The organism is Kineococcus arenarius subsp. arenarius (assembly GCF_050871845.1).
In the GTDB taxonomy this organism is placed as follows: Bacteria; Actinomycetota; Actinomycetes; order Actinomycetales; family Kineococcaceae; genus Kineococcus.
The window spans coordinates 14,698-29,687 of sequence record NZ_JBJLSE010000048.1 but is presented as its reverse complement, the minus strand read 5'-3'; the positions used below and the strand labels follow the sequence as shown (position 1 = coordinate 29,687).

Sequence of the window (14,990 nt, the reverse complement as noted above, 5' to 3'; positions counted from 1 at the left end):
GGCGTCGACGCGGATGCCGTCGACGCCGCGGTCCAGCCAGAAGCGCAGGATCGCATCGAAGTCCTCGCGGACCTCCTCGCGCTCCCAGTCCAGGTCGGGCTGCTCGGGGGCGAAGGTGTGCAGGTACCACTGCCCCGGCGTGCCGTCGGCGTCGGTGATCCGGGTCCAGGCGGGGCCGCCGAAGGCGCTGATCCAGTCGTTGGGCGGCTGCTCCCCGTGCTGGCCGCGCCCGTCGCGGAAGAAGTAGCGCTGCCGCTGCGGGGAGCCGGCGCCGGCGGCCAGGGCCTGCAGGAACCACGGATGGGCCGAGGAGGTGTGGTTGGCGACCATGTCGATGATCACCCGCAGGCCCATCGCGTGCGCCTCGTCGATCAGCGCCTCCGCCTCGGCCAGGGTGCCGAACTCCGGGGCGATGTCGCAGTAGTCGGCCACGTCGTAGCCGCCGTCGGCCATGGGAGAGGGATACCACGGAGCGATCCAGATCGCGTTCACGCCCAGCTCGCGCAGGTACGGCAGTCGGTGGCGCAGACCGGCCAAGTCTCCGATGCCGTCGCCGTTGCCGTCGGCGAAGCTGCGCGGGTAGACCTCGTAGACGACCGCCGTGGACCACCAGGGGCGCGTAGACGAGCGGGGGGAGGGGTTCACGATGACCTCTGGGTTAGGGCGGGAGGAGCGCCGACAGGTGTGCTGCGGGCTTGACCCCCGCGCGGTCTCAGCGGAACCGCGCAGGGCGCCGTACCACGGGCTGAATGTCAGCCCTTGACCGCTCCGGCGATCATTGCCTTGACGAAGTGGCGCTGGAAGACGAGGAAGACCACGATGGTGGGTGCCATGATCAGCAGTGCGCCGGCGTTGAGCAGAACGACGTCGGTGGAGTACTGCCCGACGAAGTTCTGCAGGGCTCCGGCCATGGTGCGCTTGTCGGGGTCGTCGATCAGGACGATGGCCAGCAGGAACTGGTTCCAGGTGGACAGGAACATCAGCAGGCACAGCGCGGCCAGGGCGGGAGCGGCCAGGGGGACCTGGATGTGGCGGAAGGCTCGCCAGGGCCCGGCGCCGTCGAGGCTGGAGGCCTCGGACAGTTCGGCGGGCACGTTGAGGAAGTGTGCTCGCATCCAGAAGACGGCGAAGGGCATGTTCAGCCCGATCAGCGGCAGGATCAGGCCAAGGCGCGTGTTGAGTAGTCCCATCTCCCGGATCTGGTAATAGAGCGGGACGATCGTGACCTCGAAGGGCAGGGTGAGCCCGAGCAGCAGCAGGAGGAAGAAGATCCCCCCGCCGGGGATGCGCAACTGGCCCAGGGCGTAGCCGGCCATGGTGGCGAAGAGCGCTGCGGCGGGAACCACACCGAGGACGAGGATGGCGCTGGAGGTGGCCAAGGTGGTGATGTTGGCGACGTTCCAGGCGTCGGCGAAGTTGTGCCACTGCGGTTCGCTGGGCCAGCTCAGCCCGCTGGGTACGGTGCCCTGCGGCTGCAGGGCGGCGGAAAGCATGCTCAACAGCGGGAAGACGCTGAAGAGCATGGCGGCCAGCAGCAGTGCCAGGCCGGGGATTTTGGTGCTGTTCGCGGTACGCATGTGCTCACCGTTCCCGGAAGAGACGCTGCAACGGCAGGATGACGGCCAGGACCAGCAGGCTCAAGACGATGGCCAGAGCGCTGGCCAAGCCGAGCCTGGACTCGGTGAAGCCCAGTTGGTAGACCATCACACCGGGCACCATGGTTTGGGTGCCCGGACCGCCTTGGGTGGCCAGGAAGACGATGTCGAAGCTGGCCAAGGCGGCGATGACGGTGATGGTGACGCACACGCCGATCTCCTGGCGCAGCCCCGGCAGGGTCACCGTGGTGAAGGTGCGCAGGAAGCCGGCACCGTCCAGGCGTGCGGCTTCGTAGATGGAGGCGTCGATTTTGCCGATGCCGGACATGAGCAGGACCGTGCACAGGCCCATCGACAGCCATGTGCCGATGATTCCCACGGCCGGCAGTGCCCAGGTGAAGTCACCGAGCCAGGCGCGGGCGACGCTGGACAACCCCACAGCTGACAGGGCCTGGTTGATGGCGCCCTCGCTGGAGTACATCCACAGCCACGCCACGGCTGCGGCCGCACCGGGGATGATCTGCGGCAGGAACAGCAGGGTGCGGGCCAGTGTCCCCAGCCCGCGGATCTTGATCTCCTGCACCAGGGCGGCGACGACCAGCCCGACGACGACGGGAATGATCGTGAAGAAGATGATCAGGAAGAAGGCGTGCCCGATCGAGGACAGCAGCTCCGGATCGGTGAAGACGCGACGGTAGTTCGCCAGCCCCACCGGGGTGGCGGCGGTGATGCCGTCCCAGTCGTAGAAGGAGTACTGCACCGACGCCAGCAGCGGACGCAGCACGAAGAGCACGTACAAGACCGCGGCTGGAAGGGCGAAGAGCCAGCCGACCATCGAGCGGCCGAGATTCGGGCGCCGGGGCCCGCGATTGACAGGCAGGGCCGGCCGGGGATCCCCAGGAGGTGCGACGTAGCCGTCGACGGTGCTCATCGACCCAGCTCGTCCTCGTACTGGGCTTGCACGGCCTGCAGCAGTCTCGCTGCGTCGCTCTGCCCGGCGACGAGCTTCTGCGCTTCGGCGTTCCAGACGGAGGTCACCCCGTTGGTGGCGTTTTGCACGAACTGGACCTGCCCGTCGGTTTCGACGAGGCGGGCGAAGGCCTCCTGGACCGCGGCATTGGCCGAGCCGGGCGTCACCTGGGGGATCTCGCCGCTGCCGCTGGGGGCGAAGCCGGCGTCGACGACGACCTGGCGGGCCTCGGGGCTGCGCAGGAAGTCCAGGAACGCCGCGGCGGCGTCCTTGTCGTCAGAGCCGACCGGAATGCCGAAGTTCGAGGCGGGATCCGACATCGCGGCGGCCTGACCCGGCTCATCGGTGGGCGGCAGCATGAAGCCCACGTTGCCGGCCATGGACTTATCCAGGGTTGCCGCGTCCCAGTTGCCGGAGACGTAGAAGAGCGCCTCCCCGCGGGCGAAGCGACCGGCCGCCGCGGTGGCGTCGGTGCCGTTGGTGTCGGCGGGGAAGTAGCCCGCCTCGGCCCAGCCGGCGACCTTCTCGACCGCCTGCACTGCCTCGGGGGTGCCGATGCTGGCGTCGGGGACGTGGAAGACCCAGTCGTTGACAGCCTCGGCGCCCAGGGTGTTGTTGAGCATCATCTGCAAGGCGAAGACCACCTGACCGGTCTGGTTGCCCGCCATGATCGGAACGATGCCGGCAGCCTTCGCCTTGGCGAGCACCGCTTCGAAGTCGGCCACCGTCGCGGGTGGTGTGGTCATGCCCAGCTGCTGCGCGAGCTGCTTGTTGTAGTAGAAGCCGGTGACGGTGAAGCCGTCGGCCATCGCGTACTGCGAGCCGGAGCCGCGCACCCCGTCCTCGGACACCCGGTACTGCGCCAGTTGGCCCTCGGGCAGCTGGTCCCAGCCGTAGGCCTCGGCGTAGGCGTCGAGGTTGGTCAGCTGCCCGTCCTGCACGACGTCGGACAAGGCGATGATGCGCGCGATGTCCGGCGGGTCCTCCGAGGACAGCACCCGCGGAGCGTTCTGCGCCTGCACGTCGTCGGGGTCGTAGCGACCCGTGATCGTGATGTTGGGGTGCTTGGCGGTGAAAGCTTCGATCAGCGCCTCGTCGATGGCCTTCAGGCCCGCGCCGTCGTAGAGCGTCAGTTCGACCTGCTCACCGCTGACGTCCGTGCTCACCGCGGTGGGGCTGGCCTGTCCGGCGTCCGGGGTGGAACCGGACCCGGGCGCCGAGCAGGCGCCCAAGGTCACCGTCAGCAACAGGGCCAGCGTCGTGCGCCGACGGGTGCCACCGCCCCGCAGGGCCGAACCGAGGTCGATCTGGTGCTTCAACATTGAAGAATCCTTCGGGGTGTGGGGCCGCTGGAACCCGCCATGAGCTCGAAGACGCCAGGCGGCATCGCTACGGCCGGCACGGCCGCACCGCACCGCACCGAGCGGGTGACGCAAGCGGGGATCGAAGGCGCTTCGATGCTTCACCGTAGGAAGCGCTTCCGACGAGAGAAGCCTGCGAGAGGCTCCGGGCTCCTGTCAAGTCGTCTGCCGCGGCTCCGCCGCTCGTCGTTGCAAGGCGGGCAGGTACGCCCGTGCACGATTGCCATCTCCCTGGCGGAGTCGTCGACTGCGACGCTCGTCGAGCACCCCACTTCCGAGACCGCTTCCTAAAGCGCTACGCTGCGCACATGGCCATGACGCCGGAGAAGACCACGTTGGTCGATATCGCCCGTCGAGCCGGCGTGTCCCTGGCCACCGCCTCGCGTGCACTCAACGACAGTTACGGCGTGGCAGCCGCCACTCGCCAGCGTGTTCTGGCCGTCGCCGAGGAGCTGAACTTCGTCGTCTCTCCGACGGCCGCCCAACTGGCCAGCGGCCGCACCGGTCGAGTGGCCCTGGTGGTGCCGCACATCTCGCGCTGGTTCTTCGCCGCGATGGTGGAGGGTCTGGAGTCAGTCCTGTCCCAGGCCGGCTTCGACGTCCTGCTCTACCACGTCGACGGCGCCGACGACCGCCGCGACTTCTTCCACCGCCTGCCGGCACGCCGCAAGGTCGACGCCGTCGTCGTCATCGCCTTCCCCATCGGAGCTACAGAGCGTGAACGTCTGGAACTGATGGGGGTCACCGTCGTGGCGGCCGGCGGGCAGAGCGCTTCCTACCCCTTCGTCTGCATCGACGACCGAGTCGCCGCCCGTCAGGCGGTGGACCACTTGATCTTCCTCGGGCACCGCCGCATCGCCATGATCGCCGCACAGGACCCGGACGAGCCGAACTGGCCCGCCACGCCGGGCCGCTCCCAGGGCTACTACGACGCCCTGACCGGTGCGGGACTGCCCACCGACGACGGCCTGGTGCAGACCATCCCCTGGGGCGGTGACGCCGGAGCCGAGGCGATGGCCAAGCTCCTGAGCCTGCGCGAGCCTCCGACCGCTGTGTACGCGCACTCCGACGAAGTGGCCCTGGGTGCGGTGCGCACTCTGCGCCGGGCGGGGCTGCGCGTTCCCGAGGACATCTCGGTCATCGGCATCGACGACCACCCCCTCGCCGAGCTGACCGATCTGACCACCGTGCACCAGCCGGTGCAGCAGCAAGCCCTCGCTTCCGGGCACATGCTGCTCGGCATCCTGCGCGGCGACGACGTCGAGCGATCGATCACCATGCCCACCCACCTGGTGGTTCGCGCCAGCACCGCGCCCCCGCGCGGCTGACACCACCGGCGGCGACCCCCAGACCGCAAGGGTCCCTCCACCTCACCGCACCCCAGGTTCGTCAGCGACCGCGGACGCCCGTGGGCACCGCCGCTGCTTGCCCCCACCGTTCCCACCCAGGAGGAAACCTTGACCGTCGCCGGTTCCGACGAAGCGATCCCCGACCTCTCCGTGGTGGCGGACCTGCTGACCGCGCTGTCGCCGGAGCGGCGCGAACTGTTCGCCCTGCGAGTGCAGCGCTGGTGGGCCGACCTGCACGGCGGGCTGGCCGCCGTGCACGGCCCCGATGTCGCCGAGCAGCTGGGGACCCGGCTGCTGCGCGCCGCCGCGGCGGCCTACGCCGAGCGCGAGCCCGAGCTGCACCGCCTGGACCAGGCGCGCACCCTGCGCCCGGACTGGTTCCAGGAGCCATCGATGCTGGGCTACGCCGCCTACACCGAGCGCTTCGCCGGCACCATCGCCGGCGTGCACGAGCGCCTGGACCTGCTCGGCGAGCTGGGTGTGACGTACCTGCACCTGATGCCGCTGCTGCGTCCGCGCGATGGTGACAGCGACGGCGGCTACGCCGTGGCCGACTACCGCTCGGTGCGCGCCGACCTGGGCACCCTGGACGACCTGCGTGAGCTCACGCGGGCCCTGCGCGGGCGCGGGATCAGCCTGGTGCTGGACCTCGTGCTCAACCACGTCGCGCGCGAGCACCCGTGGGCGCAGGCCGCTCGCCGCGGCGAGGCGCGCTACCGCGACTACTTCCACGTCTTCAGCGACAGGCGGATGCCGGACGCCTACGAGCGCACCCTGCCGGAGGTCTTCCCCGACTTCGCGCCCGGCAACTTCACCGTCGAGCCGGAGCTGGACGGCTGGGTGTGGACGACGTTCAACTCCTTCCAGTGGGACGTGAACTGGGCCAACCCCGACGTGCTGGTCGAGTACGCCGAGATCGTGCTGTTCCTGGCGAACTTGGGCGTGGAGGTGCTGCGCCTGGACGCGATCGCGTTCATGTGGAAGCGGATGGGCACCAACTGCCAGAACCAGCCGGAGGTGCACGCCCTGACGCAGGTGCTGCGCGCGCTGACGCGCATCGCGTGCCCGGCGGTGCTGCTGAAGGCCGAGGCGATCGTCGCGCCGGAGGACCTGGTGCACTACTTGGGCAGCGGCCGCCACCACGGCCGCGTCAGCGATCTGGCGTACCACAACACGCTCATGGTGCAGGTGTGGTCGATGCTCGCCGCACAGGACGCGCACCTGGGTGCGCGGGCGCTGGCGGCGCTGCCGGCGGCGCCGGCCTCGACCGCCTGGATCACGTACGTGCGCTGCCACGACGACATCGGCTGGGCGATCTCGGACGCCGACGCCGCGGCGGTTGGGCTGTCCGGGCCGGCGCACCGCTCCTTCCTGTCCGACTTCTACAGCGGCGCCTTCCCCGGCTCGTGGGCGCGCGGGCTGGTGTTCCAGGAGAACCCGGCCACGGGCGATCGGCGCATCAGCGGCTCGGCCGCCGCACTGGTGGGCCTGGTGGCCGCGCAGGAGTCGGGAGATCCCGCGGCGGTGGACGAGGCCGTTGCGCGGCTGCTGCTGGCGCACGCCGTGGTGATGGCGTGGGGCGGTATCCCGGTGATCTGGATGGGCGACGAACTCGGCCTGTCCGGCGATGCGCACTGGGCGCGCGAGCCCGGCCACGAGGGCGACAACCGCTGGGCGCACCGCCCGTGGATGGACCCCGACGCCCTCGCGGCGCGCCACGACGCGACCACCGTGCCCGGCCGCACCTTCGCCGGGCTCGCTCGCCTGGCGCGGGTGCGCGCCTCGCTGCCGCATCTGCACGCCTCCCTGGCGCCGCAGGTGCTAGACGTCGCCGACCCCGGGGTGCTCGCCGTGGTGCGTCGCCACGCCGAAGGCGACCTGCTGTGCCTGTACAACGTCACTGGCCAGTGGCGGCCCTTCCCCGGGCACCTCCTGGCCGAGCTGGGTCTGGCGGACTCCGTCGATGCGCTGACGGACCGGCCCGCCTCGATCGGCGGCGACGGGGATGTGTGGCTGGCACCGTGGAGCGCCACCTGGCTCAGCACGCCCTGACGGAAGTCTCGTCGGCTGCGCCGTGAGCCGACGACGTGGCGAGGACGCGAAAATCCCGCGTCGCCCGGCGACTCCCACGCTTCAGCCATGTCGTCGACTCAGTACTACTGACAAAGGCTCATTGTAAAATGGTTGGTAGTGCCTTCATGACCTATAACGTCTCAAGGTAGCGCGTTACGGCCTGCCACAACGACCCCATCAGTTCGTGTGCCTACGCGTGGTACTTCAGCCGCCAGCCGCTCGGCCTGGGCGGGCAGCTCGTGCGAGCCCTCCCACGCCGCCGTGGAGCGCGCCAGCAGATGCCGTTTCTACGGCGCCAGCGGTGGAGCATCATGCACCGGTCGTCCTTCGTGGAGTCGGTGAAGCGCTCGTCTCGGTGTGTTGGGTCGTTCAGTAGATCGTCAGGTCGACGCCGACGATGTCGCGGTCGCTGGGGTAGAAGTCCGCGTAGCGTGCCTGGATCTCCCCGTTCAGCCAGGCGAAGGGGTCCTGACCTTCGGCGCGTGAGCGTGCCAGGGCTGCGGAGACGGCGTAGCCGCCCTTGTCGCCGACCGTCACGGCCCGGCCGTCCTTCAGGTGCACGGTGAAGCGCACGTTCCTGCGTCCTGCGCGCTGGCCGCGGGCGGCCGCGCGCAGCCAGGCGGTCACTTGCTGGCGGCCGGCTTCGCGGCCCCGGCCGCGCTGCGGGACGCGCACGGAGTGCTGGCGAGCGCCGCCGGGCAGGTGGTGTCGGGGCCTGCTGCTTCGCTCAGCGGGTGCACGTCGTGGTCGCTGGAGCCCTCATCGCAGAAGGTCGGGTGCTGCTGACCTTGCGCAGCGCGCAGCGCCGCGTTCATCCCGGCACCTGGGCCCTGCCCGGCGGGCACGTCGAGCTCGGCGAGCTGGAGACCGAAGCCCTTTACCGGGAGCTGCACGAGGAGCTAGGCATCGACGTCCTCGAGCGCGACGAGGAGCCGATCCACCACCTGCACCTCACCGCCGGCGCGCCCAGTGAGCACCTGCACTTGAGCACCTGGCGGGTCAGGTCGTGGCGGGGACAACCCCGCAACAGGCTCGTGGAAGAGCACGAGCGCATCTCGTGGTTCAGCGCCGGTGAGCTGGAGGAACTGCGCTGGGCGCACCCGGAGCACCGGCAGGTGCTGCAGGGCGTGCTGAGCAGGCGCGACGGTTGATCCGCTGCGGTGACGACCATGCCGCTGCCTGTCGGCGGGAGGCAGCCGCCCGCATCAGGCAGCGGAAGAGCTTCAGCCGCTGCGCTCGCCTACCGATGACCTGGCGGTGATCCACCAGGAGTTGGGCGTGCGGCTGCTGCCCACCGAGGCGCGCGACATGGTGCCCTCGGCGGTGCGCTGGGCCAAGGCGGTGCACGCCGCGGTCAAGGCCGTGCCCTCCCAGGTGATGCTGCGCCCGGTCCGGCGCTCGCTGAGCGCGGTGGTGTGGGTGCTGGCCGCCGCGGCGGACTTCGAGGACCGCATCCCGGCCTGCTTCACCACCGCCCGGGCGCCGCGAGCGGCTCGTGCCGGCCTCAGCCGACGGCGACGGGACGGTGGGCGCGGACCGCGTCGGCGTACGCGGCCGCACTGGGCTTGGGCGTGCGCGCGAACGTCGTCCGGTCCACCGCGACCAGACCGAGCTTCGGCCCGTATCCGAAGATCCACTCGAAGTTGTCCAGCAGCGTCCAGTGGCAGTACCCGAGCACGGGCGTGCCCGCGGCGAGTTCCGCGCCGAGGTGCTCCAGGGCGGCGGGGATGAAGGCGGCGCGCTGGGCGTCGTCGTCGGTCTGGAGGCCGTGCTCCGTGACGAGCACGGGGACGCCGGACACCCGGTGCGCGTAGCGCACGGCCCCGGCCAGCGACGCGGGTTCGATGACGGTTCCCATGCCGTTGCGGGGCCCGTCGGGCAGCACCTCGCCGTCGGGGCCGTGCACCACGCGCTCGTAGTTCTGCACGCCGATGAAGTCGTCCTCGCGCGCCACCCGCAGCCAGTGGTCGTACACGGCGGCGCGCCTGGCGTCGCGGTGCGCCTCCCCGCCGGGGAGCGCGACCTCGTCGGCGATGGCGATCGAGACGCCGACGGGCAGGTCCGGGCGCAGGGCCTTGACGGCCGCGCGCGCCGTCCGGTGGGCGCGGGTCGTCGCCTCCTGGAACGCGTCCTGCGCGTCGGAGGGGATGACGTTGGCGGCGAAGTACCGCTCCGTGCCCGCGGCACGGGCGGCGGCGGCGAGCATGTCGCGCTTGAGCTGCTCGGCCTGCGGGGGCAGCTTGCCGCCGGCCTGCAGCAACTGCTCCAGGTTCGGCTCGTTCAGGGTGACGGCGGAGGTGATCCGGTCGCCCAGGCGGGCCGTGACGCGCTCGCACTGCGCAGCGAACCGGTCCGCGGCGTCGTCGGCCAGCCAGGAGCCCGCGGCGGAGAACCAGTGCGGGGCCGTGAAGTGGTTGAAGGTGACCACGGGTGCCAGGCCGCGTTCGAGGCAGCCGTCGACCAGGCGCTCGTAGTGGTCCAGCGCGGAGCCGTCCACCTCGCCGCGCACCGATTCCACCCGCGCCCACTCCACCGAGAAGCGGTAGGCGTTCAAGCCCATGCCCGCCACGAGGTCGAGGTCCGCCGGCCACTGCTGCAGGGTGCGGCAGGCCGGGCCGCTGGGCTCGGCGAAGAGCGTGGGGACGGTGTTCTCCAGGAACCAGGTGTCGCTGTGGACGTTGTCGCCCTCACCCTGGTGCCCGGCGGTGGCCACGCCCCACAGGAAGTCGTCGGGGAACGGGTGGGTCATGTCGTGCTCTCCTCGGTGGGGTTTCTGGTGGTGAGCCGGTCAGCGGGCGCCGCGGATGAACATGATCAGCACACCGCCGACGACTGCGCACAGGGCGCCGGCCGAGAACAGGGCGGCGTAGTTGCCACCGCCACCGATCGCGAGCAGCGCGGGGGCCGCGGCGGCGACGAGGGTGACCGGCAGGTTGTCGGCCACCTTGATCAGGGCCAGGTCCTTGGCCGGGTTCTGCGGGTCGGGCAGCACCCGGGTGGCCAGGGCCAGTTCCACGGCGAAGTAGACGCCCTGGCCGAGGGCGATGACGGCGCACGCGACGAGGTACGACGGCAGGCTCGTGGCGCGGGTGGCCACGACGAGGCCGGCGGCCAGGACGAGAGCCGCCACGAGGATGAACGGACGGCGGACGTCCAGGCGGTCGCTGAGCTTGCCGACGGCCGGGGCGACGAGCAGGGAGAGTCCGCAGTTCACCACGACCGTCAGCAGGATCGCCCCGCCGAGCTGCGCCGGCTCGAGGTGCAGGTGCTGCAGCAGGTAGAGCGCCTGGAAGCCGTTGAGGGCGGCCACGCCGCAGAAGACGAGCAGGCGGCTGCTGAAGACGAGCGCGAAGTCGGGGAAGCGCAGCGGGTTGACCCAGAAGATCCCGATGACCTCACGCAGGTGCAGCGGCGTGCGGGGTCGGGTCGACGGCTGCTCGCGCAGGACGGCGGCCAGCAGGAGCATCGCGACGACGGCCAATGCGGTCGGGACCGCGACGATGGGGGCCAGGTCCCCGCCGAACGGCTGCGCCACGGCCATGCCGAGCAGGGCGCCCATCGGGGTGGCCAGGCTGAGGAACGCGGCGGCCGGCCCCCGCCGATCGGCCGGCAGCCGGTCGGCGAGCAGTGCCGTCGTCGTCACGCCGGCCGCGATGAACCCGAGCGTGATGAGCAGGTGCGCCGCCACGAACAGCGGCACGTTCGGTGCGGTGACCAGCAGCGTGCCGCCCAGGGCGAAGGACGCCGCTCCGGAGACGAGGTAGGGCCGACGGCGGCCGAAGCGTGAGCGCGAGCGGTCGCTGAGCGTCCCGATCGTCGGCAGGGCGAAGAGGGTGAGGATCCCGGCGATGCCGCTGGACAGGGAGATGATCGTCGCCGCTCCGGCGGCGTCGAGCGCGGTGGCCTTCAGGGTCAGGGTCAGCAGGGCTGCGGACATCTGGGCCGCGCCCGCGCCGACCGCGGCGAGCACCAGGAGCGGGACGAACCCGCGCGGCAGCGGGGCGGTGGGGGCGGTGCCCCCCGAGGGCGGCGTGAGCAGGGGCGACGTGCTGAGCGGTGCCGCGTCGAAGGCGCGCGGCGCCGCGGTGGCGGAGTCGGAGGACGGGTCCATGGGCTTCCTCGCCTGATGGGGCCGCCTCGCGGCGGCCGGTGTCGACGTTGACCTCCCCGGAGCGGGGATGGGAGGACGGTAAAGCCAAAACCTGAAAGGGTCAATGTTTTGGGCTGTGGGCTGCTAGCGTGCGGGTATGGCCGGACCCCGCGGCGAGTACCGCAAGAGCGCGGAGCGCCGTCAGCAGATCCTCGACGCCGCCTTCTCGGTCTTCGCCCGCAGCGGCTACACCGGCACGTCCGTCAACGAGATCGCCCGCGCCGTCGGGATGACCCAGACGGGTGTCCTGCACCACTTCTCCGGCGGGAAGATGGCGCTGCTGCGGGCGGTGCTCGAGCAGCGCGACGTGCGGGCCGAGCACCTGCTGGCCGGTCGCTGCGGCCGCGACTTCCTGGCCGGGCTCGTCGAGATCTCCCGGATCCAGGCCGGCCAGCGCGGTGTCGTGCAGCTCTACACCGTCCTGTCGGCGGAGGCGACCGACCCCGACCACCCCGCCCGCGAGTACTTCGCCAAGCGGTTCGAGCGCATCGCCGACGCGGTCACCACCGCCTTCGCCGAGGAGGACGCCGCGGGCGGCCTCGTCGACGACGTCGACCCCCGCCGCGCCGCGCTGAGCTCGATCGCCATGACGGAGGGCCTGGAGCTGTTGTGGCTCAACGGGTTCGACGTCGACATGGCCGACGGCATCCGCCGTCACCTCAACAGCTTCCTCCGCACCCCCCTCTAGAGGTCCCCGCCCCGGCGCCGTCGCCGGCGGGACCCGCACCGGCCCCAGGAGCACCGTGAGCACCACTGCCCGACCCGTCACCGTCCGGCCCGTCACCGTCGAGCACCACCGCGAACCCCTCGGCATCGGGCAGGAGAGCCCGCGCCTGTCCTGGGTCGTCGACACCGACGAGCCCGGCTGGGTGCAGCACGCCCACGAGATCGAGGTGAGCGACCCCGACCACCCGGGCGAGCCGCTGCGCACCGGCCGCGTCGACAGCGCCGAGCAGGTGCTCGTGCCCTGGCCCGCCGCACCGCTGGGCAGCCGCGAGCGCCGCTCGGTGCGCGTGCGCGTGTGGGGACCGGCGCAGGGGCCCTCGGCGTGGAGCGCGCCCACCGTGCTGGAGACCGGGCTGCTGGACGCGGGCCTCTGGAGCTCGCGGATGGTCGCCCCGGCGCTGCCGCCGACGGGCGAGGGCGGCGAGCCCGCGGTCCTGCTGCGCGGCGAGGCCGACGTCCGCGGCGGCGTGGTGCGCGCCCGCCTGCGCGCCACCGCCCACGGCGTGATGACGCTGCACCTGAACGGCGCGCCGGTGGGGGAGGACGTGCTGCACCCGGGGTGGACCAGCTACGCCACCCGCCTGCGGTACCGCACCTGGGACGTCACGGACCTCGTGCGTGAAGGCCGCAACGCCCTCGGCGCGCACCTCGCCGACGGCTGGTGGCGCGGCTACCTCGGCTTCGCCGGCCTGCGCGACGTCTACGGCGACCGCACCGCGGCCCTGGTCCAGCTCGAAGTCGAGCACGCCGACGGCACCCGCACCGTGGTGGGCACCGACGCCTCCTGGCGCTCGACCCTCGGCCCCGTCACGCGCGCCGACCTGTACACGGGTGAGACCTTCGATGCCCGCCGCCGCCCGGAGGGCTGGAGCTCGCCCGGTTTCGACGACACCGGCTGGGACGCCGTGACGGTCGAACCCTTCGACACCGCCACCCTCGTCGCCCCCGACGGCCCGCCCGTGCGCCGGCAGGAGAGCCTGCGAGCGGTGGGGATCACCACCTCGCCGTCGGGGCGCACGATCGTCGACTTCGGCCAGAACCTCGTGGGACGCCTGCGCCTGCGCGTGCCGGCCGGGGGACCCGGGCACGTCATCACCCTGCGCCACGCCGAGGTGCTCGAGCACGGGGAGCTCGGCGTGCGCCCGCTGCGGGCCGCGCGGGCGACCGACGAGGTCGTCCTGGACGGCCGGGAGTTCACCTGGGAACCGGAGTTCACCCTCCACGGTTTCCGGTACGCCGAGGTCGACGGCTGGCCGGGCGACCTCACGGTGGAGGACCTGGAAGCCGTCGTCGTGCACACCGACCTGCGCCGCCTGGGGGAGTTCGAGTGCTCTGACCCGCTGCTGAACCGCTTGCACGAGAACGTCTTGTGGAGCATGCGCGGCAACTTCGTCGACGTGCCCACGGACTGCCCGCAGCGCGACGAGCGCCTCGGCTGGACCGGCGACCTGCAGGTGTTCGCCCCGACCGCGGCCTACCTGCACGACACCACCGGCATGCTCACCGGCTGGCTCGCGGACCTGGCGGCCGACCAGCACCCCGACGGCAACGTCCCCGTCTACGTGCCGTGGGCCGACGTCGACCCGAACCTGCCGCCGCTGGGCGCCGAAGCCGGCTGGGGAGACGCCGCCACCGTGGTGCCGTGGACGCTGTACGAACGCTCCGGCGACGCGGGCCTTCTGCGCCGGCAGTGGGCTTCCATGACCGCGTGGGTGGACGCGTTCGCCGCCCGCGCCGGCGGTGAGCTGGACTTCGCCAGCGGTGGGTTCTCCTTCGGCGACTGGCTCGACGCGGCCGCCCCCGACGACCAGCCGTGGGCGGCCCGCCTGCCGTGGCAGGCCGTCGCCACCGCCTACCTGGCCCGCTCCGCGCAGATCGTGCGCGACACCGCTCGCGTGCTGGGTGAGGACGAGGCGCAGCAGCGGTACGGGGCGCTCGCCGAGCGCGTCGCGCAGCGCTTCCGCACCGAGTACGTCACCCCCAGCGGCCGGGCGGCGTTCCCCTCCCAGACCGCCTACGCCCTCGGCCTGGCCTTCGGCCTGCTGGAACCGGCGCAGCGCGAGCGCGCCGGTGAACTGCTCGCCGAGCAGGTGGCCGTCGACGGGTACCACGTGGGTTCCGGTTTCCTCGGCACCCCCCTGGTGTGCGACGCCCTCGCCGACACCGGTTACGGCGCCACCGCGTGGCGCCTGCTCCTGCAGACCGAGTGCCCCTCGTGGCTGTACGCGGTGACGATGGGCGCCACGACGATCTGGGAACGCTGGAACTCCATGCTCCCGGACGGCTCCATCAACCCCGGCAGCATGACGTCGTTCAACCACTACGCGTTCGGCGCCGTCGCGGACTTCCTGCACCGCCGCGTCGGCGGCCTGGCACCCGCGGCACCGGGTTACCGTCGCCTGCGGGTCGCACCGCTGCCGCACCCGGCGCTCACCTGGGCGCGCACCGCGCACGAGACCCCGTACGGGCGGGCCGCGGTGTCGTGGACGCTCGACGGGGAGGCGTTCACCCTGGAGGTCGTGGTGCCGCCCTCGACGCAGGCGGACGTGCACCTGCCGGACGGGTCGGACCCGGTCACCGTCGCCGCGGGGGTGCACCGCTTCACCTGCACGGTGCGCGAGGGCGTCGCCGCCGAGGCCCCCGCCGCCTTCGCCGGGTCGTAGGTCCCGCGACCCACCGCTGGTGCCGGCGCGCACCGGTGAGCGGGTGCTCGTCACTGAGGACGGGGAAACCCTGAGCTCCTGAGTCCCAGGAGCGGCGCACTCC

General features: G+C 71.9%; 13 protein-coding genes. 5 read left to right on the top strand and 8 right to left on the bottom strand.

Translation table 11 applies throughout. From position 1 onward, the window contains the following. The 4 genes from ACRYM0_RS12670 to ACRYM0_RS12655 form a co-directional block, all read right to left on the bottom strand. Positions 1-645: alpha-amylase family glycosyl hydrolase (locus ACRYM0_RS12670; protein WP_432505580.1), on the bottom strand; the 645-nt coding region annotated here is incomplete at its 3' end. 107 nt (positions 646-752) lie between these two features. Further along, a complete protein-coding gene (locus ACRYM0_RS12665; RefSeq protein WP_432505578.1) occupies positions 753-1,577 on the bottom strand; it encodes a carbohydrate ABC transporter permease in 825 nt (274 codons plus the stop codon). Positions 1,578-1,581: 4 nt separating this feature from the next. After that, the gene (locus ACRYM0_RS12660; protein ID WP_432505576.1) at positions 1,582-2,430 is read right to left on the bottom strand and encodes a carbohydrate ABC transporter permease; all 849 of its coding nucleotides are present in this window, start codon (positions 2,428-2,430) and stop codon (positions 1,582-1,584) included. A 92-nt stretch (positions 2,431-2,522) separates the two neighbouring features. Continuing rightward, positions 2,523-3,887 (bottom strand): ABC transporter substrate-binding protein, encoded by a 1,365-nt coding sequence (locus ACRYM0_RS12655; RefSeq protein ID WP_432505574.1) that lies wholly within the window; start codon positions 3,885-3,887, stop codon positions 2,523-2,525. A 353-nt stretch (positions 3,888-4,240) separates the two neighbouring features. On the opposite strand from ACRYM0_RS12655, the gene ACRYM0_RS12650 reads away from it, so the two are divergent. Together ACRYM0_RS12650 and ACRYM0_RS12645 are read left to right on the top strand one after the other, a co-directional pair. Continuing rightward, complete coding sequence (locus ACRYM0_RS12650) at positions 4,241-5,254, top strand: LacI family DNA-binding transcriptional regulator (protein WP_432505584.1); 1,014 nt, start codon at positions 4,241-4,243, stop codon at positions 5,252-5,254. A 129-nt stretch (positions 5,255-5,383) separates the two neighbouring features. Next, complete coding sequence (locus tag ACRYM0_RS12645) at positions 5,384-7,327, top strand: alpha-amylase family protein (RefSeq protein ID WP_432505572.1); 1,944 nt, start codon at positions 5,384-5,386, stop codon at positions 7,325-7,327. A gap of 390 nt (positions 7,328-7,717) precedes the next feature. Here the strand turns inward: ACRYM0_RS12645 and ACRYM0_RS12640 are convergent, their stop codons facing one another. Further along, complete coding sequence (locus ACRYM0_RS12640) at positions 7,718-8,023, bottom strand: hypothetical protein (RefSeq protein WP_432505570.1); 306 nt, start codon at positions 8,021-8,023, stop codon at positions 7,718-7,720. Between the two features lie 59 nt (positions 8,024-8,082). Here ACRYM0_RS12640 and ACRYM0_RS12635 point away from each other — a divergent pair, with 59 nt between their 5' ends. Next, on the top strand, positions 8,083-8,499 hold the full coding sequence (locus tag ACRYM0_RS12635; RefSeq protein WP_432505569.1) for an NUDIX domain-containing protein: 417 nt from the start codon (positions 8,083-8,085) through the stop codon (positions 8,497-8,499). Between the two features lie 72 nt (positions 8,500-8,571). Here ACRYM0_RS12635 and ACRYM0_RS12630 read toward each other — a convergent pair whose 3' ends face one another. The 3 genes from ACRYM0_RS12630 to ACRYM0_RS12620 are packed head-to-tail and all read right to left on the bottom strand — an operon-like array spanning position 8,572 to position 11,459. Beyond that, positions 8,572-8,802, bottom strand: coding sequence for a hypothetical protein (locus tag ACRYM0_RS12630; protein WP_432505567.1), 231 nt, complete (start codon positions 8,800-8,802; stop codon positions 8,572-8,574). Positions 8,803-8,852: 50 nt separating this feature from the next. Next, the gene (locus tag ACRYM0_RS12625) at positions 8,853-10,097 is read right to left on the bottom strand and encodes a family 1 glycosylhydrolase (RefSeq protein WP_432505565.1); all 1,245 of its coding nucleotides are present in this window, start codon (positions 10,095-10,097) and stop codon (positions 8,853-8,855) included. 39 nt (positions 10,098-10,136) lie between these two features. Next, complete coding sequence (locus tag ACRYM0_RS12620; RefSeq protein WP_432505563.1) at positions 10,137-11,459, bottom strand: MFS transporter; 1,323 nt, start codon at positions 11,457-11,459, stop codon at positions 10,137-10,139. 136 nt (positions 11,460-11,595) lie between these two features. Between ACRYM0_RS12620 and ACRYM0_RS12615 the strand changes: the two genes are divergently transcribed. Both ACRYM0_RS12615 and ACRYM0_RS12610 read left to right on the top strand, forming a co-directional pair. Next, positions 11,596-12,186, top strand: a complete 591-nt coding sequence (locus tag ACRYM0_RS12615; RefSeq protein WP_432488058.1) for a TetR/AcrR family transcriptional regulator — start codon at positions 11,596-11,598, stop codon at positions 12,184-12,186. A gap of 55 nt (positions 12,187-12,241) precedes the next feature. Further along, on the top strand, positions 12,242-14,887 hold the full coding sequence (locus ACRYM0_RS12610) for an alpha-L-rhamnosidase (protein WP_432505561.1): 2,646 nt from the start codon (positions 12,242-12,244) through the stop codon (positions 14,885-14,887). Positions 14,888-14,990 lie beyond the last annotated feature (103 nt).